Annotated in this window: 23 protein-coding genes; 11 read left to right on the forward strand and 12 right to left on the reverse strand. The window is 60.3% G+C overall.

The genetic code is table 11. The features are described 5' to 3' along the window. Window positions 1–70: 70 nt before the first annotated feature. The 8 genes from AC3WN7_RS18555 to AC3WN7_RS18590 all read right to left on the reverse strand — a co-directional run bounded on the left by AC3WN7_RS18555 (window position 71) and on the right by AC3WN7_RS18590 (window position 9964). Complete coding sequence (locus AC3WN7_RS18555; protein WP_371918058.1) at window positions 71–1291, reverse strand: retropepsin-like aspartic protease; 1221 nt, start codon at window positions 1289–1291, stop codon at window positions 71–73. Between the two features lie 172 nt (window positions 1292–1463). Continuing rightward, window positions 1464–2030, reverse strand: coding sequence for a GNAT family N-acetyltransferase (locus AC3WN7_RS18560; RefSeq protein WP_102674518.1), 567 nt, complete (start codon window positions 2028–2030; stop codon window positions 1464–1466). Between the two features lie 148 nt (window positions 2031–2178). Continuing rightward, entirely contained in the window at window positions 2179–2949 is a 771-nt protein-coding gene (etfB, locus tag AC3WN7_RS18565; RefSeq protein ID WP_102674517.1) for an electron transfer flavoprotein subunit beta, read from the reverse strand. Window positions 2950–2964: 15 nt separating this feature from the next. Beyond that, on the reverse strand, window positions 2965–4185 hold the full coding sequence (gene etfA / locus AC3WN7_RS18570) for an electron transfer flavoprotein subunit alpha (protein ID WP_102674516.1): 1221 nt from the start codon (window positions 4183–4185) through the stop codon (window positions 2965–2967). Beyond that, the gene (dgcB, locus tag AC3WN7_RS18575; protein WP_102674515.1) at window positions 4185–6128 is read right to left on the reverse strand and encodes a dimethylglycine demethylation protein DgcB; all 1944 of its coding nucleotides are present in this window, start codon (window positions 6126–6128) and stop codon (window positions 4185–4187) included. Before dgcB ends, etfA begins: the two co-directional genes overlap by 1 nt. 173 nt (window positions 6129–6301) lie before the next feature. Then, window positions 6302–8362 (reverse strand): dimethylglycine demethylation protein DgcA, encoded by a 2061-nt coding sequence (dgcA, locus tag AC3WN7_RS18580; RefSeq protein WP_007975506.1) that lies wholly within the window; start codon window positions 8360–8362, stop codon window positions 6302–6304. 15 nt (window positions 8363–8377) lie between these two features. Next, on the reverse strand, window positions 8378–8908 hold the full coding sequence (locus AC3WN7_RS18585) for a DUF5943 domain-containing protein (RefSeq protein ID WP_007975505.1): 531 nt from the start codon (window positions 8906–8908) through the stop codon (window positions 8378–8380). A gap of 78 nt (window positions 8909–8986) precedes the next feature. After that, complete coding sequence (locus AC3WN7_RS18590; RefSeq protein WP_015097138.1) at window positions 8987–9964, reverse strand: dipeptidase; 978 nt, start codon at window positions 9962–9964, stop codon at window positions 8987–8989. Between the two features lie 224 nt (window positions 9965–10188). Between AC3WN7_RS18590 and AC3WN7_RS18595 the strand changes: the two genes are divergently transcribed. Both AC3WN7_RS18595 and AC3WN7_RS18600 read left to right on the forward strand, forming a co-directional pair. Further along, window positions 10189–10590, forward strand: a complete 402-nt coding sequence (locus AC3WN7_RS18595; RefSeq protein ID WP_095964142.1) for a lysozyme inhibitor LprI family protein — start codon at window positions 10189–10191, stop codon at window positions 10588–10590. 60 nt (window positions 10591–10650) lie between these two features. Beyond that, window positions 10651–11067 carry a DUF3010 family protein gene (locus AC3WN7_RS18600; protein WP_095964437.1) on the forward strand — a complete coding sequence of 139 codons (417 nt, stop codon included), beginning with the start codon at window positions 10651–10653 and terminating at the stop codon, window positions 11065–11067. Between the two features lie 131 nt (window positions 11068–11198). Here AC3WN7_RS18600 and AC3WN7_RS18605 read toward each other — a convergent pair whose 3' ends face one another. After that, window positions 11199–12143, reverse strand: a complete 945-nt coding sequence (locus tag AC3WN7_RS18605; RefSeq protein WP_095964143.1) for a GlxA family transcriptional regulator — start codon at window positions 12141–12143, stop codon at window positions 11199–11201. 224 nt (window positions 12144–12367) lie between these two features. Here AC3WN7_RS18605 and AC3WN7_RS18610 point away from each other — a divergent pair, with 224 nt between their 5' ends. The 6 genes from AC3WN7_RS18610 to AC3WN7_RS18635 all read left to right on the forward strand — a co-directional run bounded on the left by AC3WN7_RS18610 (window position 12368) and on the right by AC3WN7_RS18635 (window position 17850). Continuing rightward, complete coding sequence (locus tag AC3WN7_RS18610) at window positions 12368–13312, forward strand: choline ABC transporter substrate-binding protein (RefSeq protein ID WP_095964144.1); 945 nt, start codon at window positions 12368–12370, stop codon at window positions 13310–13312. Window positions 13313–13408: 96 nt separating this feature from the next. After that, the gene (gene cdhC / locus AC3WN7_RS18615; protein ID WP_007975497.1) at window positions 13409–14296 is read left to right on the forward strand and encodes a 3-dehydrocarnitine:acetyl-CoA trimethylamine transferase CdhC; all 888 of its coding nucleotides are present in this window, start codon (window positions 13409–13411) and stop codon (window positions 14294–14296) included. Between the two features lie 143 nt (window positions 14297–14439). Next, the gene (locus AC3WN7_RS18620) at window positions 14440–15405 is read left to right on the forward strand and encodes an L-carnitine dehydrogenase (protein ID WP_095964145.1); all 966 of its coding nucleotides are present in this window, start codon (window positions 14440–14442) and stop codon (window positions 15403–15405) included. A gap of 138 nt (window positions 15406–15543) precedes the next feature. Further along, on the forward strand, window positions 15544–16020 hold the full coding sequence (locus tag AC3WN7_RS18625) for a thioesterase family protein (protein ID WP_102674514.1): 477 nt from the start codon (window positions 15544–15546) through the stop codon (window positions 16018–16020). A 13-nt stretch (window positions 16021–16033) separates the two neighbouring features. Beyond that, window positions 16034–17197 (forward strand): gamma-butyrobetaine dioxygenase, encoded by a 1164-nt coding sequence (locus AC3WN7_RS18630; protein ID WP_102674513.1) that lies wholly within the window; start codon window positions 16034–16036, stop codon window positions 17195–17197. 386 nt (window positions 17198–17583) lie between these two features. Further along, window positions 17584–17850: a hypothetical protein gene (locus tag AC3WN7_RS18635; RefSeq protein ID WP_007995656.1), complete on the forward strand. Its 267-nt coding sequence runs from the start codon at window positions 17584–17586 to the stop codon at window positions 17848–17850. 112 nt (window positions 17851–17962) lie between these two features. Here the strand turns inward: AC3WN7_RS18635 and gbdR are convergent, their stop codons facing one another. The 3 genes from gbdR to AC3WN7_RS18650 all read right to left on the reverse strand — a co-directional run bounded on the left by gbdR (window position 17963) and on the right by AC3WN7_RS18650 (window position 22136). Then, the gene (gene gbdR / locus AC3WN7_RS18640) at window positions 17963–19066 is read right to left on the reverse strand and encodes a choline metabolism transcriptional regulator GbdR (RefSeq protein ID WP_007975492.1); all 1104 of its coding nucleotides are present in this window, start codon (window positions 19064–19066) and stop codon (window positions 17963–17965) included. Between the two features lie 493 nt (window positions 19067–19559). After that, window positions 19560–20660, reverse strand: a complete 1101-nt coding sequence (locus AC3WN7_RS18645) for a hypothetical protein (protein ID WP_146022397.1) — start codon at window positions 20658–20660, stop codon at window positions 19560–19562. A 99-nt stretch (window positions 20661–20759) separates the two neighbouring features. Then, the gene (locus AC3WN7_RS18650; RefSeq protein WP_095964149.1) at window positions 20760–22136 is read right to left on the reverse strand and encodes an L-serine ammonia-lyase; all 1377 of its coding nucleotides are present in this window, start codon (window positions 22134–22136) and stop codon (window positions 20760–20762) included. A gap of 435 nt (window positions 22137–22571) precedes the next feature. Between AC3WN7_RS18650 and AC3WN7_RS18655 the strand changes: the two genes are divergently transcribed. The 3 genes from AC3WN7_RS18655 (at window position 22572) to choV (ending at window position 25617) form a co-directional block, all read left to right on the forward strand. After that, window positions 22572–23519: a choline ABC transporter substrate-binding protein gene (locus AC3WN7_RS18655; RefSeq protein WP_015097149.1), complete on the forward strand. Its 948-nt coding sequence runs from the start codon at window positions 22572–22574 to the stop codon at window positions 23517–23519. A 77-nt stretch (window positions 23520–23596) separates the two neighbouring features. After that, window positions 23597–24442 (forward strand): choline ABC transporter permease subunit, encoded by an 846-nt coding sequence (gene choW / locus AC3WN7_RS18660; protein WP_095964150.1) that lies wholly within the window; start codon window positions 23597–23599, stop codon window positions 24440–24442. Beyond that, a complete protein-coding gene (choV, locus tag AC3WN7_RS18665) occupies window positions 24439–25617 on the forward strand; it encodes a choline ABC transporter ATP-binding protein (RefSeq protein ID WP_015097151.1) in 1179 nt (392 codons plus the stop codon). The genes choW and choV overlap by 4 nt, the downstream gene beginning before the upstream one ends. Window positions 25618–25647: the final 30 nt, after the last annotated feature.

Raw genomic sequence — 25647 nt, forward strand, 5'->3', positions numbered from 1 at the left:
GGCCGTAGCGAGGGGCGAACATGTTATCCACAGAACCACCAACAGGGATTGTGGGTAAACACCAACGTGTTCAGACTTTATTGAAGCATGAGCGACCTGAGCCCAGGTCCAGGTTCAATTCAAAGTCTTTGAAGGCACGCCAACCGAGCAATATCGACGGCACGTATTGCCCGCCCAGCAGCGACGGCGGGATGGTGAAGCCCGGGTAGTATTTGTAGCTGACCGCCATGATGTTGCCTTGCATGACCAATATGCCGTCAAAGCGCTGAAAGTGCTTGTTGTCGCCGGTGTAACCGTTCGAGCTTCCTGGCGTCAGTGCCTGCACGGCATTGGCCTGCCTGCCAGGTAACGCGGCCGTCAGGTAGTCGACATTTCCCGTATCGATGATGGCCAGCGTCGTGCGGCGATCCAGCTGAGCGGCAACCACCAGCCGCTGGTTGAGATCCACGCGGTTAAAGGCAATGAACGCATCACAGCGCCTGACAGGCGCAGGATTAAGTTCCAGAGCGTTTCTGGTGATCTTCAAGCGCCCCAGTTTGCTGATCAGGTCCAGCCCCAGCAAATTCTCCCGGTCGCTGACAAACACCAGGACATTCCTGAACTCTCGGGTGCCGACTTTGAGTGACCTGAGAATGCCCAGCCTCGCAGCCAGGTCTTTTTCGCCATAAAACGTGCTGTAGCGATACTGAGCATCGGGCAACAACCTGATGCCCATCTGTTTCGCAGTGTCGATGTTGACCCGGGTTTGCGGTGCCCCCGTGTCCAGTACAAAACGCGCCGAGACACCGTTGGCCGCGCCGACATCGATAAATGGCAGCACTTCTTGCGCGATGTAAAAGTCGTTGGCATACGGGTGCAGCGGCAGCACCTCATGCCGCACCGAATCGCTGACCGAGAAATTGCCAGTCGTCGCCAGGATAGCCAGTGATTTGTCGCCGAACATGGAGAACAGCGGTTTCAGCTCGGCGCTGGCCTCTATCGCCCGGGCATGCCTGCCCTTGATCGCCAGATAGTATTCGGGGAGTTGGTTGGCGACCTTGGCTTCGAGCATTCTGGCCAGGACCGTCACCGAACAGTCGAGGTGCTTGTCGGCATCCAGCTCCTTGTCGCACTGCTGCCGCCACTGTGCCAGGGACGCGTTGCGCCCCTGCTCGGTCTCGACCCACTGATAAAAGTCCTGATCGGCCGCGGGGGCTTTTATCTGGACGGCAGACATCAAGCCTGTGGGTACCCACATGGCTGTAGCGAAGAACGCCAAAAGAGCGAAAGTCTTCATATTCAAGCCAGTCATAAAACCGGGTTCTATGAGTCAGCGCTGAATGTCTGAAAACTCCCGAAAGCGTGCCGCACCCTTGATCAGCGCATAGAAAACTGTAGCTCACCGCCCTTGTCAGCGTGGAGCCAGATAAATGATGCGTGGCGCTGTGGATAACTGTCGCGACTCGAACAACCCCGGAACCGGCTCAGGGCCTGTGCATAAGATAGGCGTCGCCGGTGACGCGGATCATGGGATGAGGGGTGACCTGGCAGGTCTTGATGATCCCGAAACCGTGTCGCTCGTAAAAACGCCGGGCACCCGTGTTGGCGGCATAGTCAATCAGGCTCAGGCCCTTGAGCCCCAGCCGGTCGGCACGTTCTTGAGCATGGGCGAGAAATTGCACGCCCAGCCCCCGGTTACGCCAGCCTTCATGCAGGGCCAGGCTGGAGATATACAGGGTGTCGGGCACTTCCATGTCGGCATAAGGCGCCAGCACCGGGTCGGTCGTCGGCACCGCCAGTGGATCGTGGCGCATCGCGTAACTGTGCATCATGCCAATAACCTGGCCATCGGTCTCGGCAATCAGGCAGTTCTGGTATGAGAAATCGACGTCGTCCCGGGCATATCGAATGGCGCCGACGTCCAACAGATCCTGACCGGGCTCTGCGATCTGACTCCAGATGTAATCTGAAGCGCCCTCGGATGAAATCTGGAACAACCGCGCAATCTCACGCGCATCCGCGCGCACTGCCGAACGAAATTCAACTGCCATTGTTCCCCCATAAATGTGGGTGAGATGAAGCTTTTCTGTGGGAGCGGGCTTGCTCGCGAAAGCGGCGGGCCAGGCGATATTCATGTCGACTGACACGCCCCCTTCGCGAGCAAGCCCGCTCCCACATTTGATCCGGGGTGACTATTTGTCAGCGGACCACACCCTCTTCAATCAGAAGCTTGAGAATCGCCTCGGCGCCGGCTTGTGCCGTCACGCCTTTGAGCACCTGCCCGCCCCCACCACTGGCCTTGGCCGTCGCGGCTTTCATGCGGTCGGCGCCGCTCTTGGCCTTGATCACTTTCAGGCGCTTGGGCCGTGGCTTGGCCGGTTGCAGGCTGGCGACCGCAAGCAGTTCATCATCGACAACTTCAACGTCCTGCGCTTGCAGCACGCCACGTCGGGCCGGGCCATACGCGCTCTGGCGAGGCTTGGGCGCGGCGTTGTCCACCGTTGCCAGAAACGGCAGGCGCACCTTCAGCCGACGACGTTGACCGCGGGGCAAGGCTTGCAGCACCAGCGCCGAACCGCCATCGATGGACTCGACCTGTGCCAGCCCCACCACCAGCGGCCAACCCAGGCTTTCGGCCAGCAGGAAGGGCAACATGCCCGAGCCTTCACCGGTTTCCGCCTGGCTGCCGGTCAACACCACCTGAGCACCGGCATCGCGCAGATACTCGGTCAATGCCGGCAGCGCATCGGCACCCTCGGGCTGCTCAAGCACATGCAACTGTTCCAGGCCCATGCCCAGGTAAGCGCGCAGCGCAGGCTCGGCGATGTCGCCGGCATGCAGCACCTGCAAGTTATCCCCAGCCAGTTGCAGGCCCAGTTCCACCGCCCGCGCATCCTGTTCCGCGCGACGCGGCCGACCGGACGTCGGGTGGGCGCCGATGGACACCAGGCTGATGATTTTCGTGCTCATAACCCTTTCCTTCCCTTAAGCCGCATCGCGCTTGGCGTCGTTGCGGTAAGCCTCTACCGCTTCGATCAAGGCTTGAAGAATCTCCGCACTCTCGCCGATTACCGAGAGGTCGGCACGCTTGATCATGTCGCAGCCAGGATCGAGGTTGATCGCCACCACCTTGTCGCAGGCACCGATGCCCTGCAGGTGCTGGATCGCCCCGGAAATCCCCACGGCCACATAGACCCGTGCAGTCACCCAGGTACCGGACGCCCCGACCTGACGATCGCGGGCCATGAAGCCGTCGTCCACCGCCACCCGCGATGCGCCTTCGGTCGCGCCGAGGGCTTCGGCGGTCCTGTGGAAAAGTCCCCAGTCCTTGACCCCGTTGCCGCCGGAGAAAATGAATTCTGCCTCGGCCATCGGAATCGCCGCCGGATCCACCGCCACCGCGCCCAGATCTTCGATCCGCGACAGGCTGCGCGCCACGGTTGTGGATAACTCCACCGGTAATGCTTCATGACGGGTTTCGCTGACCGGTTCGGCGCACTCGGCAGCCGCCAGAATCAAGCGCGCCAACGGACGGGCAAGGTCTTGCAGACCGGCACCGGCGCGGCCGATGCACTCCTGATCCTTGACCTGCCAGACCCGCGTCGCCGGGCGTTCGCCCAAGGCGGCGGCAAAGCGCCGACCCATTTCCCCGCCACCGGTGCGACTGTCCGGCAACAACCAGTGACGTGGGTTGAACTGGTTATCCACAGCCCGCAGGCCCTGGACCCGTTGTTCCGGCGCATAACCGTTGAACGCTTCGCCTTCCAGCACCAGCAGGCGGTCGACGCCCGCCGTGGCAAAAGCGCTTTCCTTGTGCTCACCGAAGACCACGGCCAGCACCGCACCGTCCTTGCCGGCCAGTTGATGGGCCAGGCCCAGCAGGTCGCGGTCGTGACTGCTCAAGCGGCCACCGACCATATCCGGCACCACGCTGATGTAAAACGCCGGCGCGGCCACCTGGTGCAATGGCAATTGCACTTCGACAGCGGCTGTACGTTTAGTCGTCCCGCCCTGCTGGGCGCCGCTGCGGTCGATGCGCTTGATGCCGTTGGGGCCGATAAAGCCAATGCCATGAGGATTCTTGCGGATGACACCGTTAGGCCCCATCCAGCTGTGTTGCACCGGTTGCATGGCCGCGTGCAGTGGGTGCAGACGGTTGCGGGCAATCCATTCGGCCCGCGGGTCGCGGCGGATAATGTCGCTCATCAGTGGGCCTCCGCAGGTTCGCGCTTGACGGGTGTCTTGGCGGGCGCGGCGTCTTCGAGCAACGCATCGGCCACCAGTTCGGCGATGTCCTTGATCAGCGGCCGGGGTTCGACCACGCCTTCAAGCATCGCGGTGCACTGCGGACAACCCACGGCCACCAGTTCGGCGCCGGTTTCGCGGATGTCTTCCATGCGCATGTCAGGAATGCGTTGCTTGCCCGGAATGTCGGTGATCGGCGCACCGCCGCCACCGCCGCAGCAGCGGGAGCGGAAACCGGAACGTTGCATCTCTTTCACTTCGATCCCGAGCGCGCGCAGTACCTCACGCGGCGCCTCGTATTCGCCGTTGTAGCGGCCGAGGTAGCACGGGTCGTGGTAAGTCACGCTGTCGCCTTTGTGCTGACCGAGGTTCAGCGCGCCGGCCTGGATGATTTCCGCCATGTAGGTGCTGTGGTGCTGCACCAGGTAGTTGCCATCGAAGGCGCCGTACTCGTTTTTCAGCACGTGGAAACTGTGCGGATCGCAGGTGACGATGCGGTTGAAGCTGTATTTGGCCAGGGTCTGGATGTTGCGTTTGGCCAACAGCTGGAAGGTCGCTTCGTCGCCCAGGCGCCGGGCCACGTCACCGCTGTCGCGTTCTTCCAGGCCGAGCACGGCGAAGTCGATTTTCGCCGCCTTGAGCACTTTGACGAAGGCGCGCAGGGTGCGCTGGTTGCGCATGTCGAAGGCGCCGTCGCCGACCCAGAACAGCACGTCGGTGGATTTCTTTTCGCTGAGCAGGTTGAGGTTCAAGTCTGCCGCCCAGTTCATCCGCCCGCCCGGCGCAAAGCCGCCCGGGTTGTCGGTGGCGATCAGGTTTTCCAGGACTTCGGCGCCCTTGTTCGGGGTCGCGCCTTTTTCCAGGGTCAGGTGACGGCGCATGTCGACGATGGCATCGACGTGCTCGATCATCATCGGGCACTCCTCGACGCAGGCGCGGCAAGTCGTGCACGACCACAGGGTCTCGGCGTCCACAAGACCGTTGACGATCGGTTGATGCGGATTGCCAGCGTGCTCGCCAATCGCTTTGCCGGGATATGGGCTGCCAGCAAATTTGGCATCGGTGCCACCGGCCAGGCCGACGACCATGTCCTGAATCAGTTTTTTCGGGTTCAGTGGCTGGCCAGCGGCGAAGGCCGGGCACGCCGCTTCGCATTTACCGCACTGCACGCAGGCGTCGAAACCGAGCAATTGGTTCCAGGTGAAATCCTTGGGTTTTTCCACGCCCAGTGGCGCACTCAGGTCGCCAAGATCCAGCGGCTTCAAACCGGTGGAACGGCCACCGCCAAAACGTTCGGCGCGACGGTGCCAGGCCAGGTGCAGGGCGCCGGCAAAGGCGTGCTTCATCGGCCCGCCCCAGGTCATGCCGAAGAACAGCTCCGACACACCCCACAACACGCCGACCCCGAGAATCGCGGCCAACAGCCAGCCGCCGAAGTTTTCCGGGAGGATGCCCGCCACCGGCAGGGTCAACAGGAAGAACGAGGCCGAGAATGCCAGCAGGCTTTTCGGCAGGCGCATCCACGGGCCTTTCGACAGACGCGACGGCGGGTTGCGCCGACGCAGGTAAACGAAGATCGCGCCAACGAACATCACCGCCGACATCAGCAGCAGCGCATAGCCGAGGAAGCGGTTATGCAGGCCGAAACCATGCACCAGTATCGCCAGCACGATGGACGCCACCGCACCGCCGGCTGTGGCGACGTGGGTGTTGGCAATGTATTTGTCCCGCGCCACCACATGGTGCAAGTCGACCATGTAGCGCTTGGGCATGGCGAACAGTCCACCGATCAGGTCGACTTTCGAAGCCCGGCCCCGGCGCCACATGGCCACCCGCCGCAACGCGCCCAGGACACCAAGGCCCAGGGCTGCGAACAACAGGATTGGAAGAAGGGTGTTCAACATGGTGGAGCTCCCAAAGACCTCGGGCTTAACTACCTGGATGCCTTGCTCGATCCTCTGTAGGAGCGAGCTTGCTCGCGATGGGCGTTAACGATGACGCGTGCGGTCTGGAGAAACGCGGCGCCTTCAAATCCATCGCGAGCGAGCTCGCTCCTACAGGGGTTGTTCACAAGCTCTTAGAAATCCTTGCACAACCGCAGCGCGTCATAGATCGCCGCGTGCACGTTACGCTGGGCCACGCAGTCGCCGATGCGGAACAGCAGGTAGCCGTCGCCGCTCTGTTCCAGGCAAGGTTGCGGCTTGATCGCGAACAAGGCTTCGACGTCGATCTGGCCTTTGTTGCGCGAGCCTTCCTTCAGCGCGTAGTAGATTTCTTCGTCCGGACGCACGCCGTTTTCCACGACCACCTGGTCAACCACCCGCTCCTCTTTGGCGCCGGTGTATTCGTTTTCCAGTACCGCTACGAGCTTGTCGCCTTCGCGGTAGACCTTCTCCAGCATCATGTCGCCGGTCATGATCACTTCTTTCGGGTACATGCTGCGATAGTAAGTCGGGAACGATGTACCCCCGATGGCCACGCCCGGCTTGATGTCGTCGGTAACGATCTCGACCTGGCTGCCCTTGTCCGCGATGAAGTCAGCGGTCGACATGCCGGTGAATTCGCAAATGGTGTCGTAGACCAGCACGTTCTTGCCCGGTGCAACCTTGCCGTCGAGGATGTCCCAGCTGCTGACCACCAGGCCTTCAGCCGCACCCCAGTGTTCGTTCTGCTCGATGAACGGATGACCGCCGACAGCCAGCACCACCACGTCCGGACGCAGGTCCATGATGGTTGGCGCGTCAGCCGCGGTACCCAGGCGCAGGTCGACTTTCAACCGCGCCAGTTCCAGTTGATACCAGCGGGTGATACCGGCGATCTGGTCCCGTTGCGGGGCTTTCGATGCGGTGGTGATCTGCCCGCCGATGAATTCCTTTTTCTCGAACAGGGTCACGTCGTGGCCACGCTCGGCGGCCACGCGGGCGGCCTCCATCCCGGCAGGACCGGCGCCGACCACCACCACCTTGCGTTTCACGCCAGTGGTTTTTTCGATGATGTGCGGCAGGCCCATGTATTCACGAGAAGTAGCAGCGTTCTGAATGCACAGCACATCCAGGCCCTGATACTGACGGTCGATGCAGTAGTTGGCACCGACGCACTGCTTGATCTGGTCGATCTGGCCCATCTTGATCTTGGCGATCAGGTGCGGGTCGGCGATGTGCGCGCGAGTCATGCCGACCATGTCGACGTAACCGCCTTCCAGGATACGCGTGGCCTGGTTCGGGTCCTTGATGTTCTGCGCGTGCAGCACGGGGACCTTGACCACTTCCTTGATGCCGGCAGCCAGATGCAGGAACGGCTCCGGCGGATAACTCATGTTCGGAATCACGTTGGCCAGGGTGTTGTGGGTGTCGCAACCCGAACCCACGACGCCGATGAAGTCGAGCATGCCGGTGTCGTCGTAATACTTGGCGATCTGCTTCATGTCTTCGTGGGACAGGCCGTCCGGGTGGAACTCGTCACCACAGATGCGCATGCCCACGCAGAAATCGTCACCGACCTCGGCGCGTACGGCTTTCAAGACTTCCAGACCGAACTTCATCCGGCCTTCGAAGGTGCCGCCCCATTCGTCGGTGCGCTTGTTGACCCGCGGGCTCCAGAACTGGTCGATCATGTGCTGGTGCACCGCCGACAGTTCGACACCGTCCAGGCCACCGGCCTTGGCGCGGCGGGCCGCTTGAGCGTAGTTACCGATCACCCGCCAGATCTCTTCCGGCTCGATGGTTTTGCAAGTGGCACGGTGCACTGGCTCGCGCACACCCGACGGCGACATCAGCGTCGGCCAGTTGAAGCCGTCCCAACGCGAGCGACGACCCATGTGGGTAATCTGGATCATGATCTTGGCGCCGTGCTTATGCATGGCATCGGCCAGATTCTGGAAGTGCGGAATGATGCGGTCGGTGGACAGGTTCACCGAACTCCACCATTCCTGCGGGCTGTCGATGGCCACGACGGACGAACCGCCACAAATCGCCAGGCCGATCCCGCCCTTGGCTTTCTCTTCGTAGTACTTGACGTACCGATCGGTGGTCATGCCGCCGTCGGTGGCATAAACCTCGGCGTGCGCGGTGCTGAGCACGCGGTTACGGATGGTCAGTTTGCCGATCTGGATCGGCTGGAACATTGCTTCGAAAGCCATGGCGGGTTCCTCGACTTACAACGGCTTGACGATGAACAAGCCGTCTTCGTGGCCCTCTTCGGAGCCACCGTAGACTTGCTCGGCCACGGTGCGGATCTTGCTGCCGCGAGCGGCGAGGATCTGGTCCATCGCGCCGGCAAACCAGCCAGTGAACATGTAGTCGACCTTGCGCCCGACCTTGCCGTACACATAGACGAACGCCGAGTGTTCGAGCTTGACGCTGGCGGTGCCTTTGTCGAGGTCGATGTCCTGGATCTTGAACAGGCCCCAGCCACGCTGCGACAGGCGCTTCATGTAGTGCTCGAACACCGCGACACCTTCCAGGCCATGGCATTCGGCTTCTTTTTCACACCAGTGCCAGGCGGACTTGTAGCCGGCCTTGTAGAGGATTTCGGCATAGGCTTCAGCGCCCAGCACTTCCTCGATGCCCATGTGGTTGTTGACGAAGAAATGCCGTGGCACGTACAGCATCGGCAGGGCGTCGGACGTCCAGACACCGGTCTCGCTGTCGACTTCGATTGGCAATTGCGGGGCGATCTTGGCCATGGAAACTTAACTCCAGAAAAATTTTGGTGTTGCCCCCGGCGCGGGCGGCCGGGGGAAAGGATTCAGAGGTGCAGTGGCTTACTCGCCCCAAACGTCCTTGAGGACGTTCACCCAGTTTTCGCCCATGATCTTGCGTACCACTCGCTCGGAGTGGCCGCGCTTGAGCAGGGTTTCGGTCAGGTTCGGGAACTCGCCCACGGTGCGGATGCCCAGCGGGTTGATGATCTTGCCGAAGCTGGTCAGGCGGCGGGCGTAGCCCTTGTCGTGGGTCAGGTATTCGAAGAAGTCCTGGCCATGGCCCTGGGTGAAGTCGGTGCCGATGCCGATGGCGTCTTCGCCGACGATGTTCATCACGTACTCGATGGCTTCGGCGTAGTCGTCGATGGTCGAGTCGATACCCTTGGCGAGGAATGGCGCGAACATGGTGACGCCGACAAAGCCGCCGTGGTCGGCAATGAACTTGAGTTCTTCATCGGACTTGTTGCGCGGGTGCTCCTTGAGCCCCGACGGCAGGCAGTGGGAGTAGCAGACCGGCTTTTTCGACTCGAGGATGACTTCTTCGGACGTCTTGGAGCCGACGTGGGACAGGTCGCACATCACGCCAACGCGGTTCATCTCGGCGACGATTTCGCGACCGAAGCCCGACAGGCCGCCATCACGCTCGTAGCAACCGGTGCCCACCAGGTTCTGGGTGTTGTAGCACATCTGCACGATACCGACGCCGAGCTGCTTGAACACCTCGACATAGCCGATCTGGTCTTCATAGGCATGGGCGTTCTGGAAGCCGAAGAGGATGCCGGTCTTGCCCTGCTCCTTGGCCTTGCGGATGTCGGCGGTGGTACGCACCGGCATCACCAGGTCGCTGTTCTCGCGGATCAGCTTCTGGCTCGCGGCAATGTTGTTGACGGTAGCCTGAAAGCCCTCCCACACCGACACGGTGCAGTTGGCTGCGGTCAAACCGCCCTTGCGCATGTCTTCGAACAGTTCACGGTTCCACTTGGCAATAATCAGCCCGTCGATAACGATGCTGTCGGCGTGCAATTCGGCTGGGCTCATCAGGCTGTCCCCTTATTAGCGATTCATGCGCCGAATCGTCTGCCGGCGCTTTGGGGCCAGCATATGCCTCGGTGCCTCGGCGACCGGGTGCAAAAACGACAGGGGGTTTGCCGAAAGCGTCAATCCGCGACAAAGGGTCGTCTCCCGGCACAATCAGCGACCTGTTCAAGGCCCTCGGCTTGGGCCAGAATTCGCTGCATCACTGGAATAGAGCGGCGACCTGAATGAAATCCATCCTTCTGGCTTTGGCATTGATTGCGACTGGCGTACACGCAGCGCAGGAGTCCGACGACAACCCGTGCGATAAAGTCGAAAACGACGTCCAGACCCTCGAGTGCTCGGCCTTCAGCAAAACCAGCGCCGAAGACCTGCTCAAGGAAAACCTCCAGGGCTTGGCCGACCGCATGCAGTCGCAATACGGCAAAAACCCGTCGCAACTGGCCGACATCACCGCCAAGCTCAAGGCCGCCCAACAGCAATGGCTGAAGACCCGGGATGCCGACTGCGCCGTCGAAGCCTTCCCGGCCACCGGTGGCAGCAAGGCGCTCACCATTGCCCAGAACGATTGCATTGCGCGGATGAGTGATGAACGGTCGGAGTTTTTGGAGTCGATTGGGCAGGAGTGATTCGTGCGCCAGTCAGCTTGAACTGTAAGCTGCTCACCTCTATCACCAATGGGATTGAACATGAAAGTCTGCGGCATCGAAATCAAAGGCAGTGAAGCGATCATTGCCGTGGCCACGCTGGACGGTCAGGCGCTGAGCCATGTCCCGCTCGCCACCAAGAAAATTGCCCTGGACGATGACGATGAAGCCGCCAATGTCAAAGTGTTCGCAGCCCAGGTCGCTTCGTTTGTCCGGGAGAACTCCATCGACCGCATCGCGATCAAAAAGCGCAGCAAGAAAGGCGAATTCGCCGGTGGGCCGACCACGTTCAAGATCGAAGGGGTTTTCCAGTTACTGGAGAATTGCGAGGTGACGCTGCTGTCTCCGCAGACAATCACGGCGCAGTGCAAGAAATTCAATGTCGAACTATCGGATACGCTGAACAAATATCAGCATGAGGCTTACAAGGCGGCGTGTTCGGCGTTGTTGAAGAAGTAAGGCTTTCTACCTGTAAAAACCGAACACTGTGGGAGCGGGCTTGCCCGCGAAAGCGGTGTGCCTGTCAACATCCATATTGAAAGTGCCAGCCTTATCGCGGAAAAGCCCGCTCCCACAGGTTTCTCGGGTGTTTATGCCTGCGCGGTGCGCCGATCCTCCCGCGGACAACGCTCATATTTCGCCCGATAACTGCGGGTGAAATACGACGGCGACTCAAACCCGCAGGCAATGCTCACCTCCAGCACGCTCATGTCGGTCTGCCGCAGCAACTGCCGCGCTTTTTCCAACCGTAACCGCAGATAGAAATTGCTCGGCGTGTCGTTCAGGTGCAACCGAAACAACCGCTCCAACTGCCGCCGCGTCACCTTGATCGATTCCGCCAGTTCCAGCGTACTCAGCGGCGGTTCGCTGTGCTGTTCCATCTCGCCGATCACCTGCACCAGCTTCTTGTTACTGATGCCGTAGCGCGTGGCGACCTCCATGCGTTGGTGGTCTTTGCGCGGGCGGATGCGGCCGAGTACGAATTGCTCGCTGACCTGTATCGCCAGATCGGGACCGTGGGCCTGGGCGATCAGATCCAGCATCAGATCAATGGACGCGGTGCCGCCAGCGGAAGTGATGCGCCGACGGTCGATCTCGAACAGTTCCTGAGTGACGCTGAGCTGCGGATAGGACTCCTTGAAGGCGTCGATGGCTTCCCAGTGCAGCGTCAGGCGATGGCCGTCGAGCAGGCCGGCCTCGGCGAGGATGAAACTGCCAGTGTCGATCGCGCCCAGGGTCACGCCTTCGTTGTCCAGCCGACGCAACCAGTGCTCCAGCGCCGGGGTGGCGAATTTCAGCGGTTCGAAGCCGGCGACCACCAACAAGGTCGCGCCTTTCTTCAGCGGCTCCAGCGCCGCATCGGCGTTGACCGACATACCGTTACTGGCCAGCACTGCCCCGCCGTCCGCGCTCAGCACATGCCAGCGATAAAGCTCGCCGCGAAAGCGATTGGCGACCCGCAACGGCTCGATGGCCGAGATAAATCCGATGGCCGAGAAACCCGGCATCAACAAGAAGTAGAAATCCTGGGACATGGGACGCACTCGCTTAGCAGGTAACAAGAGGCCAGGTAACGAGAGGGCGGGCAGCGTAGGGATGTTGATACGCCAGTTGCAAGCGGCTTTCAAGAGCACAGGTCGCTGCAGTGCAAGAGCTGGTCGCCGCAGTGCGCTTTCATCGGTGCTTTGCTGCGTAACTTGGCATCACCGGCGCATCAGACACCGGAACTCACAATAACGAACTGCCGAGGAACCTGAGAATGAAACGACTGATCAGCAGCTGTGTTCTTGCACTCAGTGGTACCGCGTTACTGAGCGCCAGTGTCATGGCCGCCGAACCCGCCGCATGCCAGAACGTGCGCATGGGTGTAGTGAACTGGACCGACGTGATCGCCACCAGTGCCATGACCCAGGTATTGCTCGATGGCCTCGGCTACAGCACCAAACAAACCAGCGCCTCCCAGCAAATCATCTTCGCCGGGATCCGCGACCAGCGTCTGGACCTGTTCCTCGGCTACTGGAACCCGCTGATGACCCAGACCATCACCCCGTTCGTCGAGGCCAAGCAGGTCAAGGTGCTTGATGCGCCAAGCCTGCAAGACGCCCGCGCGACCCTCGCCGTGCCGACCTACCTCGCGGACAAGGGCCTGAAAACCTTCGCTGACATCGCCAAATTCGAAAAAGAACTGGGCGGCAAGATCTACGGCATCGAGCCGGGCTCGGGCGCCAACACCCAGATCAAGGCGATGATCTCCAAGAACCAGTTCGGCCTCGGCAAGTTCCAGCTGGTCGAGTCCAGCGAAGCCGGCATGCTCGCCGCGGTGGATCGCGCCGTGCGTCGCAACGAAGCCGTGGTGTTCTTCGGCTGGGCGCCGCACCCGATGAACGTCAACGTGAAAATGACCTACCTCACCGGCAGCGAAGACGCCCTCGGCCCGAACGAAGGCAAGGCCACCGTGTGGACCGTCACCGCACCGACTTACGCCCAGCAATGCCCGAACATCGGTCGCCTGCTGAGCAACCTGACGTTCACCGCCGAAGACGAGAGCCGGATGATGCAGCCACTGCTGGATCACAAGGACGCTTTCGAGTCGGCCAAACAATGGCTCAAGGATCACCCGCAGGACAAAAAACGCTGGCTTGAAGGCGTCACCACCTTCGATGGCAAACCGGCCGCTGAAAACCTGCAACTAACCAGTAAATAAACCCGAACCCACCACCGTCTCGCAGCCCCAAGGGGCTGCGAACGGGACCAGCATGCCTGGCCAAAACCAAAAAACTCGCCTGTAAGGAACCGCCAAATGAACCACGACGTCATCATCACCTGCGCACTCACCGGTGCTGGCGACACGACCAGCAAGAGCCCACACGTGCCGGTCACCCCAAAACAGATCGCGGCTGCCGCCGTGGAAGCCGCCAAGGCCGGCGCCACCGTGGTTCACTGCCATGTGCGCGACCCGCAAACCGGCAAGTTTAGCCGTGATGTGGCGCTGTATCGCGAGGTGATGGAGCGTATCCGCGAGGCGGACGTGGATATCATCGTCAACCTCACTGCCGGCATGGGCGGCGACCTGGAAATCGGTGCCGGCGAGAATCCGATGGAATTCGGTCCGAACACCGATCTGGTCGGCCCGCTGACCCGTCTGGCCCACGTCGAAGAACTGCTGCCGGAAATCTGCACCCTCGATTGCGGCACCCTGAACTTCGGCGACGGCGACACCATTTACGTCTCCACCCCGGCCCAGCTGCGCGCTGGTGCCAAACGCATTCAAGAGCTGGGCGTGAAGGCCGAGCTGGAAATCTTCGACACCGGCCACCTGTGGTTCGCCAAGCAGATGATCAAGGAAGGCCTGCTCGACAACCCGTTGTTCCAGCTGTGCCTGGGCATCCCGTGGGGCGCTCCGGCGGACACCACCACCATGAAAGCCATGGTCGACAACCTGCCGGCCGACGCGGTCTGGGCCGGCTTCGGTATCGGTCGCATGCAGATGCCGATGGCGGCGCAAGCGGTGTTGCTCGGCGGCAACGTGCGGGTCGGGCTGGAAGACAACCTGTGGCTGGACAAGGGCGTGCTGGCGACCAACGGCCAACTGGTCGAACGCGCCACGGAAATCCTCAGCCGCCTTGGTGCCCGCGTGCTCACCCCCGCTGAAGGCCGCAAGAAAATGGGCCTGACCCAGCGCGGTTAATTCAAAACAACTTTCCCCCTGTGGGAGCGAGCTTGCTCGCGATGACATCGGTACATCCGAAGCATCATCTGCGGCAGGAATACCGCCATCGCGAGCAAGCTCGCTCCCACAGTTTTTTTCCGAGCCAAATTCAGGAATTGACCATGAGCTTCATCACCGAAATCAAAACCTTCGCCGCCCTGGGCAGCGGTGTCATCGGCAGCGGCTGGGTGTCCCGCGCCCTCGCCCATGGCCTGGATGTAGTGGCCTGGGACCCGGCACCAGGCGCTGAAGCAGCCCTGCGCAAACGCGTCGCCAACGCCTGGGGCGCACTGGAGAAACAAGGCCTGGCGCCGGGTGCATCGCAGGATCGCCTGCGCTTTGTCGCAACCATCGAAGAATGCGTTCGCGACGCTGACTTCATCCAGGAAAGTGCCCCGGAACGCCTTGAGCTGAAACTGGACCTGCACAGCAAAATCAGCGCGGCAGCCAAGCCCAATGCGTTGATCGGCTCCAGCACCTCCGGCCTGCTGCCGAGCGAGTTCTACGAGAGTGCCACACACCCGGAGCGCTGCGTGGTCGGTCACCCGTTCAACCCGGTTTACCTGCTACCACTGGTCGAAGTGGTCGGCGGTAAAAACACCGCGCCCGAAGCCGTGCAAGCGGCGATGAAAGTCTATGAATCCCTGGGGATGCGCCCGTTGCACGTGCGCAAGGAAGTGCCGGGCTTCATCGCCGACCGCCTGCTCGAAGCGCTGTGGCGTGAGGCGCTGCACCTGGTCAACGACGGCGTGGCGACTACCGGTGAAATCGACGATGCGATCCGCTTCGGCGCAGGCCTGCGCTGGTCGTTCATGGGCACCTTCCTGACCTACACCCTGGCCGGTGGTGATGCCGGCATGCGTCACTTCATGGCGCAGTTCGGCCCGGCGTTGCAGTTGCCGTGGACTTACCTGCCGGCACCGGAACTGACCGACAAGCTGATCGACGACGTGGTCGACGGTACCAGCGATCAACTGGGTAAACACAGCATTTCAGCGCTGGAGCGCTATCGTGATGACTGCCTGCTGGCAGTGCTGGAGGCGGTGAAGACCACCAAAGAGAAACATGGGATGGCCTTCAGCGAGTAGACCGTCAGTTAATGGCCCAGCAGGCCTGGCCCCTTCGCGAGCAAGCCCGCTCCCACATTGGAATGCGTCCCCCCCTGTGGGAGCGGGCTTGCTCGCGAAAGCGGTAGCCCGGTCACCACTATTATCGGAACCTGAACCATGCCCACCCTCACCACCTACCAAACCACCATCATCCCCGACTGGGTCGACTACAACGGCCACCTGCGCGACGCCTTCTACCTGCTGATTTTCAGCTACGCCACCGATGCCCTGATGGATCGCCTGGGCCTGGACAGCGACAGTCGCGAAGCCAGCGGCAACTCGCTGTTCACTCTCGAACTGCACCTCAACTACCTGCACGAAGTGAAACTCGACGCCCAAGTCGAAGTGCACACCCAAATCATTGCCCACGACAGCAAACGCCTGCACCTCTATCACAGCCTGCATCGGGTCGGTGATGCCCAGGAGCTTGCAGGCAACGAACAGATGCTGCTGCACGTGGATCTCGCCGGGCCGCGCTCGGCCCCGTTCAGCGACCAGTCCTTGAATCAACTACAAGCCATCGTCGCCGAACAGGCGGACCTGCCAACGCCCGGGTACATTGGCCGAGTGATCGCATTACCCCCAAAAAAATAACAAGGAGATCGTCATGAACACCGCCGCTGCATTGGCCGACTTTCGTACCTATCCGTTGATCAGCGCGCTGACTGGCGTGCAGACACTGGCGGATCGGGTTCTGGTGACGTGGGCCGACGATCGCGTCAGCCCTTTCCACCATCAATGGCTGCGGGATAACTGCCCGTGCCCGCAATGCGTCTACACCGTGACCCGCGAGCAAGTACTGGAAATCGTCGATGTGGCTCAAGACCTGATGCCTGACGCCGTACACATCGACACCGATGGCTGCCTGTCGATGGATTGGCAGGATGGCCACGCCAGCCGCTTCGATCCCGGCTGGCTGCGCGCCCACGCCTATGACGATGAATCCCGCGCCGAACGCCTGGCACGCAAACCCAAAGCCAGGCTCTGGCACAGCGATTTGCAGTTGCCGGTGTTCGAATATCAAGCACTGATGAACGACCCGCAGGCGTTGCTGCAATGGCTGCTGGCGGTTCGCGATGTCGGCCTGACCCAGGTTCGTGGCGTGCCCACCGAGCCCGGCTCTCTGAAGTTGATCGCGCAACGGATTTCCTTCATCCGCGAGAGCAATTTCGGCGTGCTGTTCAACGTGCAATCCAAAGCCGACGCCGACAGCAACGCCTACACCGCCTTCAACCTGCCGCTGCACAGTGATTTGCCGACCCGAGAGCTGCAACCGGGGCTGCAATTCCTGCATTGCCTGGTCAATGACGCCGAGGGTGGCGAAAGCATTTTTGTCGACGGGTTTGCCATCGCCGATGCGCTGCGTCGCGAAGACCCGGAGTCATTCAAAAGCCTTTGCGAAATCCCCGTAGAGTTTCGCAACAAAGACCGCCACAGCGACTACCGCTGCCTCGCGCCGATCATTGCCCTGGACACGTTGGGGCAGGTATCGGAAATCCGCATGGCGAACTTTCTGCGCGGACCATTCGACACCTCGGTGGAGCAGATGCCCAGGCTTTATCACGCCTACCGGCGCTTTATCGCGATGACGCGCGAACCCCGATTCCGCTTGATGCAGCGGCTCAATCCCGGTGAGCTGTGGTGCTTCGACAACCGCCGCACCCTGCACGCCCGCAACGCCTTCGACCCCGCCACCGGGGCGCGGCACTTCCAGGGCTGCTATGTCGACCGGGATGAGTTGTTGTCGCGGATTCTGGTGTTGCAACGCTAGACCGCGTCATCGTTCTTCGCGAGCAAGCCCGCTCCCACACTCGACCGCATTCCCCTGATGGGACTCGGTCAACTGTGGGAGCGGGCTTGCTCGCGAAAGCGGTCTATTAATCGACACAAAACCCATTGATTCACAGACAAAAAAAAGCCCCGATCAAGCCGTGACAGGATCGAGGCAGAGGGTACTGTTGAGGAGCTGCCGTGCGAGGGTGACCAAACCTTCGTGAAGCGAGCTGAGCCCAGTGTGCCCACTCCTCCGAACGGCAAGTTAGTCGAAAACGACCTGTTCATAGCCATTGCGGCCATTGCGACAATTCGCCCTTGCCGCTACTGCGTGGCCCTACCAGAATCGAGCCACGACACCGTTCCCTGAAGAAGGATTGCGTCATGATGCACGCCGATTTGATAGACCAGGAAGACCTGTTGGGCCAGCTCAAGTCGTTGGGATTCGAGGTGCCCACCGGCGCCACCGCCGAGCAGGCCTGTGAGTGTGCGGTACGGGGTTTGAACGATGTACGGGCGATGACGCTGCGGACCATGGTCAAGCAGATGTACACCAGCAGCGCGACCATCCTGCCGGCGGTGCGCCAGGCGATCGACAAGCAGTTGTTGCCGGCATTGGCGGAGTATCAGCAGAGCCACACAGGCCGATAAAAAGACTTCGCGGGCAAGCCCGCTCCCACAGGGCTTTGTGTCGAGCACAAAGTTAATGCTCTGACACAAAACCTGTGGGAGCGGGCTTGCCCGCGAATGAAGGCGCCTCGGTTTAAAGCCTTACACTGGCAAACGTCGACTCATTACGCGCCTGGCTCAACGCCGACAACGGCCCGGACAACGGCGACAGCACCAAGGCTTGCGGCAACGGCATCATCGCCACTTGCTGGGTAGTGTTGGAGCCTACGCGCTCGTCACGCGGCGGAATGCCGAAGTATTCGCGGTAGCACTTGGAGAAGTGCGGCGTGGATACGAAACCGCACACCGACGCCACTTCGATGATCGACATCGGCGTTTGCTTGAGCAGTTGCCGGGCGCGGATCAGGCGCAGCTTCAGGTAGTAACGCGACGGCGAGCAGTGCAGGTATTTCTGGAACAGGCGCTCGAGCTGACGACGGGATACCGCGACATAGACGGCCAGTTCGTCGAGATCGATCGGCTCTTCGAGGTTGGCTTCCATCAGCGCAACGATTTCCTGCAGTTTTGGCTGATTCGTGCCGAGCATGTGCTTGAGCGGCACACGCTGGTGATCCTGCTCGTTGCGGATGCGCTCGTAGACAAACATTTCCGAAATGGCCGCCGACAGTTCACGGCCGTGATCGCGGCTGATCAGGTGCAGCATCATGTCCAGCGGCGCGGTGCCGCCGGAGCTGGTGAAACGGTTACGGTCGAGGGTGAACAGGCGGGTGCTCATGGCCACCCGCGGGAAAGCTTCCTGCATGGCTGCCAGGCATTCCCAGTGCACGCTGCAATCGAAGCCGTCGAGCAGGCCGGCGCAGGCCAGGGCCCAGCTGCCGGTGCACACCGCGCCGAGGCGGCGGGACTGGCGGGCCTGGCTTTGCAGCCATGACACGTGTTCACGGGTCACAGTGCGCTGGATGCCGATACCGCCGCAGACGATGACGGTGTCCATTGGCGGGGCTTTGTGCATGGAGGCGTCGGGGGTGATCTGCAGGCCGTCACTGGCCCAGACCTGGCCGCCATCGACGGTGAGGGTGGTCCAGCGATATAGCTCGCGACCGGACAACTGGTTGGCCATGCGCAGGGGTTCTACTGCGGAGGCCAGAGAAATCAGCGTGAAATTGTCCAGCAGCAGAAAGCCGATGGATTGAGGCGCACGGTTCTGGGGTTGGGCCCCGGAGTTGAACGTCGTCATCGCGGTATCTCCTCACACAAAGCGGGTGATGGCCTCAGGCGGAGGCTCTTTTTATTGCCATCGTTCTCGCGTGGGAGACGGGCTTTGTAATGACAGAGCAATTGCCATGCCTAAATTTGAATGCGCGTTCAATAACTCCTAAAAACGACGTCGGAATGTGTCTATATATGTCTTGCAAGGCGTGGGGATTTAAATGGCCATCAGGACTGGCAAGCGCCCCGGCTCACGAGCGGTGAGCAATTCGGTAGCACTTGTGGGAACAGGGCTGCGAGCCGCTGTAAAAGAGTGTCACCGCAGGCACGGGTGACGGGTGGTCAGAGCTCTGGATAAGACCCGACCGCCGGTGACACGGATTATCTGTTAGCGACGCGCCAAAAGGTGGCGCGTTTTACATCGAGTGTTCACTTAGCGCGCAGTTTTGACTGGTCTTGATAACAAACGCCCCCCTTGCACCGAAGCGTTTTATTTAACTTCGCAACCGCTACTGCGACGATCAGGAACGTCTCAACATTCTTGCTACCTGATCTGAGGCCGCCTCCAACCGTTCTTTAAAAGCTTGCAGCTCCTTCACCCCAACCGCATCCGCATCTGGTAGATCAGCCATCGCTTTTCGAAAAGAAAGGTGAATGTCCAACAAATGCTGGATAGTCAAAGAAGAGACCGAAACGCCACCTGAAAAAGACTCAATCAAAGCAAGATCGTCGCTCAGCCGAGTATTGCCATTACCCAGGCAATCGGGCTCTGCAACGCGAAATCCGTTCATATGAGCGTTCCGAAACACCTGGCCCGTGCTTACCTCGACATTTGCGCTACCCAATGCGGTAAATGCGCCAAACAACACATCGCGAACCTGGGTTTTTGATGAGCCTGCATCGAGCTCACTGGGAATCAACTGGCGGACAGTTTTGATTTCCGTACGCAATGATGACTTTGCAGCATCGCTCGCCGGCATTTTGCCAAGAATCAGTTCGATATCTTCTGCTGAAATGATCTCCCTCCCGGCAATGACCGTCCCTACATCGTTGAGACTATTAAGTACATCAGCAACGGCTGCGGCGGTTAACCCACCCCTGAACTCAAGATGATAATGGGCCTGCATGCGACCATTTTCCGCAAAAGGAACCCCCAGAGTATGGTAGCGATCATAATCGTCAGGGTTACTCTGACGCGGAAGATTGCGGTCCTCATGAATCAATCCATCGCCGATCAAATGATTCTCGTGAACTGTAATTGACGGAGATTCTGCGTCTTTCCTGGCCAAAATTTGATTCAGAGCCATTACCGTAGAGGTCACAGCACGCCCAACCTCACGCTTGTCCTCTTGGCTGAGCGCCCCAGTGGCAAAATCCCTCGAAGCAATCAAGTTCAGCAAGCCTCGTTTAGCATGCATTTCAACGCTATGAAGTAACGCCGCTGGAGAGCAATCGTGCTTTACCCATGCCAACTTGCTGCTACTGGCAAGATGAAGCGAACCCGGATTGTTTTCTGCCAAAACCAATTGTTTGTGTACCAACGTCGTTTTTGCGTGAAAGCCAGGATCCAACAGGACACCACTAAGATTTGGAGCGGAACCGGATAGTGTTTTCGTTAGCATAGAAACCCTCGAAGACAGGAAATCGAGCCCAGCATTCTAGAGACCGCTACTGCTGCAAATGACTTACACCTGTATCCAAGTAATTCTTACGTTACCCCCTCAACACTCCACCGCACTCACCGCCAACCCACCCCGCGATGTCTCCTTATATTTGTCATGCATGTCGGCACCGGTATCGCGCATGGTGCGGATTACCCGATCCAGCGAAATAAAGTGCTGGCCATCGCCGCGCAATGCCATCTGCGCAGCGTTGATCGCCTTCACCGCCGCAATCGCGTTGCGCTCGATGCACGGCACCTGGACCAGTCCACCCACCGGGTCGCAGGTCAGGCCGAGGTTGTGTTCCAGACCGATTTCCGCCGCGTTGCACAGTTGCTCTGGTGTGGCGCCAAGGATTTCCGCCAGCCCGGCGGCCGCCATGGCGCAGGCCGAACCGACTTCGCCCTGGCAACCGACTTCGGCACCGGAGATCGAGGCGTTCTTCTTGCACAGGATGCCCACCGCCGCCGCACCGAGGAAGTAGTCGACGACATTGGCGTCGGTCACGGCCTCGCTGAACTTCATGAAGTAGTGCAGCACGGCCGGAATGATCCCCGCCGCGCCGTTGGTCGGTGCCGTGACCATGCGCCCGCCGGCGGCGTTTTCTTCGTTGACCGCCAGGGCGAACAGGTTGACCCATTCCATGGCGCTCAAGGTCGAGCCAATCACGTTGGGTTTGTTCAGTTCCTGCAGGCTGCGATGCAGCTTGGCCGCGCGGCGGCGCACGTTCAGCCCGCCGGGCAGGATGCCTTCGTGTTTCAGGCCCTGTTCGACGCAGTCCTGCATGGCGCGCCAGAGCTTCATCAGACCGCTGCGGATTTCTTCTTCGCTGCGCCAGACTTTCTCGTTAGCCATCATTAATTCAGCCACGCGCAGGTTGTGCTTCTTGCACAGCTGCAACAGCTCGGCGGCGCTGGAAAAGTCATATGGAAGCACGGTGCGATCCAGATCCACGACACCGCTGGAAGCTTGCGCCTCATCGACGACAAAACCGCCGCCGACCGAGTAGTAGGTGTCGCGATGCAATTCACCGTCATCGCCTTCGACAATCAGGGTCATGGCGTTGGGGTGGAACGGCAGGTTTTCGTCGATCAGGCGCATGTCCCGAGCCCAGACGAACGGCACCGGCAGGCGACCGTCGAGCAACAGTGTGTGGGTTTCGCGCAGGGTCTGGATACGGATGCCGATTTGCGACGGATCGATCGCATCCGGCCACTCGCCCATCAGGCCCATGATCACCGCGTTGTCGCTGCCGTGACCGATGCCGGTGGCCGATAACGAGCCAAACAGCTGGACTTCGACACGCCGCACCTGTTCCAGCAGACCCCGCTCGCGCAAGCCCTGCACAAACAACGCCGCTGCCCGCATGGGCCCCACGGTGTGCGAACTGGAAGGGCCGATGCCGATTTTGAACAGGTCGAAAACACTGATAGCCATGACTGCCGAACTCCTGAATGGGCCCACTGCGCACGCCAAAGCGCAGGGTGACGGAGCTGCTACGCTCAAGCTGCAATCCGCCGAGATGGCCGCATCATCAAGCTTTTATCCAGTTGTTCGACGTCTCTAACCGACGCACTCATGCCCACCAGCGCCGCGTGTCTTTTACGCCGTGTTTTCGCCGTTTTTTTGCGGTTCAGAGGGGAAAAAAGGGCTGAAAAAATCTGTAAACGACGTCACCGACACTGGATGCGACCATCCCTGTACTGGATACGACGCACCCTGTAGGCGTCAGATTTTCACTGGTACATGATCGTATCGACTCGATTGCAAGGCGCCGTGGTAGAGCTGTCTCCAGAACGCCATCCAACCGCAACCTATAAGTGCGGTGGTCCAGTCGGAACACTGCCAAAAAAAACACCAAGGAGTCCATCCATGAAAGGTTCCCCGTCGTTGTTGTTGGCCGCCATGCTTAGTCTGCCGGTTCTGGCGCAAGCCGCAGAACCGGCGCAGTGCAGTACCGTAAACTTCTCCGATGTCGGCTGGACCGACATCACCGCGACAACCGCGACGACCAGCGTCGTGCTCAACGCCCTCGGCTACAAGACCAAGACCACCATGATTTCCGTGCCCGTGACCTACAAGTCGCTGGCCGATGGCAAGAACATGGACGTGTTCCTGGGGAACTGGATGCCGACCATGGAAAACGACATCAAGGCCTACCGCGATGCCGGCACCGTGGAAACCGTGCGTACCAACCTCAAGGGTGCCAAGTACACCCTCGCCGTCCCTCAAGCGCTGTACGACAAGGGGCTGCATGACTTCGCCGACATCGCCAAATTCAAGAAAGAGCTCGACGGCAAGATCTACGGCATCGAGCCTGGCAACGATGGCAACCGCCTGATCCAGTCGATGATCGACAAGAACGCCTTCGGCCTCAAGGACGCGGGCTTCAAGGTCGTCGAGTCCAGCGAAGCAGGCATGCTGTCGCAGGTCGACCGCGCGCAGAAACGCGACACCGCCGTGGTCTTCCTCGGCTGGGCGCCGCACCCGATGAACAAGCGCTTCAAGATTCAATACCTGACCGGCGGCGACGATTTCTTCGGCCCCGACTTTGGCGCCGCCACCGTGGCGACCAACACCCGCAAGGGCTACGCCGAGGAATGCAGCAACGTCGGTCAGTTGCTGAAAAACCTGGAGTTCACGGTCGACATGGAAAGCGAACTGATGGGCAACATCCTGGACGACAAGATGAAGCCTGACGCGGCCGCCAAGGCCTGGCTGAAAAAGAATCCACAGGTGCTCGATACCTGGCTCGCTGGCGTAACCACCATTGACGGTAAACCGGGCCTGGAGGCCGTGAAAGCCAAACTGACGCCTTGAATTAGGGAGCATCGCTTATGCCGGACGGCCCACGCCGTCCGGGCTGTTTATTTCCTTGCATGCGGACGTTCACTACCATGCTGATTGATCAGAAAATACCTCTAGGCCAGTACATCTCGGGCTTCGTTGAATGGTTGACGCAACACGGCGCCAGCACCTTCGACGCAATCGCCGTGACACTGGAAACGATGATCCACGGCGTGACATTTGCGCTGACCTGGTTCAACCCGCTGGCGCTGATCGGCCTGATCGCTCTACTGGCACACTTCATTCAACGCAAATGGGGCCTGACCGCGTTTGTCGTTGCCTCCTTTCTGCTGATCCTCAATCTGGGGTACTGGCAGGAAACCATGGAAACCCTCGCCCAGGTGTTGTTCGCCACCCTGGTCTGCGTGCTCATTGGCGTGCCCCTGGGCATCGTCGCCGCGCACAAGCCGATGTTCTATACTGTAATGCGTCCGGTACTCGATCTGATGCAGACCGTACCGACCTTCGTGTACCTCATTCCTACCCTGACCCTCTTCGGTCTGGGTGTGGTCCCGGGCCTGATTTCGACGGTGGTGTTCGCGATTGCCGCGCCCATCCGCCTGACCTACCTGGGTATCCGCGATGTTCCGGAAGAATTGATGGACGCCGGCAAGGCCTTTGGCTGCTCCCGGCGTCAGCTGCTCTCGCGAATCGAACTGCCCCACGCCATGCCAAGCATCGCGGCAGGCATCACCCAGTGCATCATGCTGTCTCTTTCGATGGTGGTGATCGCGGCACTGGTGGGCGCCGATGGTTTGGGCAAACCGGTGGTCAACGCACTGAACACTGCTGATATCGCCCTGGGCTTCGAAGCAGGCCTGGCGATCGTACTGCTGGCGATCATGCTCGACCGTATCTGCAAACAACCCGACGCCAAGGTAGGGGGTGACGCATGAGCATTATTCGCTTCGATAACGTTGACGTTATCTTCTCCAAAGATCCACGCGAGGCGCTCAAGCTGCTGGATCAGGGCATGACCCGCAACGAGATCCTGAAAAAGACCGGGCAGATCGTCGGTGTTGAAAAAGCCAGCCTGGACATCGAAAAAGGTGAAATCTGTGTACTGATGGGCTTGTCCGGCTCCGGCAAGTCCAGCCTGCTGCGCTGCATCAACGGCCTGAACACCGTCAGCCGTGGCAAGTTGTTCGTCGAGCACGAAGGCAAGCAGATCGACATCGCCTCCTGTAGCCCGGCCGAACTGAAAATGATGCGCACCAAACGCATCGCGATGGTGTTCCAGAAGTTCGCCTTGATGCCTTGGCTGACCGTTCGCGAGAACATCAGCTTCGGCCTGGAAATGCAGGGTCGGCCCGAGAAGGAACGACGCAAACTGGTGGACGACAAGCTTGAGCTGGTGGGCCTGACCCAGTGGCGCAACAAGAAGCCCAACGAGCTGTCCGGTGGTATGCAGCAACGCGTGGGCCTGGCCCGTGCCCTGGCGATGGACGCCGACATCCTGCTGATGGACGAACCGTTCTCGGCACTTGACCCGCTGATCCGCCAGGGTCTGCAGGACGAACTGCTGGAACTGCAACGCAAGCTGAGCAAGACCATCGTGTTCGTAAGCCACGACCTCGACGAAGCCCTGAAATTGGGCAGCCGCATCGCGATCATGAAAGACGGCCGGATCATCCAGTACAGCAAGCCGGAAGAAATCGTCCTCAACCCTGCGGACGACTACGTGCGGACCTTCGTGGCCCACACCAACCCGCTGAACGTACTGTGCGGCCGCAGCCTGATGCGCACCCTGGACAACTGCAAGCGCATCAACGGTTCGGTGTGCCTGGATCCAGGCGGTGATTCGTGGCTGGATCTGGCTGAAGGCAACACCATCAAGGGCGCTCGCCAGAACGGGTCTGCGCTGGACTTGCAGAACTGGATACCGGGTCAGGCCGTTGAAGGCCTGGGTCGTCGACCCACCCTGGTGGACTCGAACATCGGCATGCGCGATGCGCTGCAGATTCGTTATCAGACCGGCAACAAGCTGGTGCTGCATGACAACAACAAGGTGGTGGGGATTCTGGGCGACAGCGAGCTGTATCACGCACTGCTCGGCAAGAACCTGGGGTAAGGCAACAGACACAAAAACGCCGCGAGAGAA

The sequence above is a fragment of the Pseudomonas sp. FW305-70 genome, assembly GCF_058783925.1.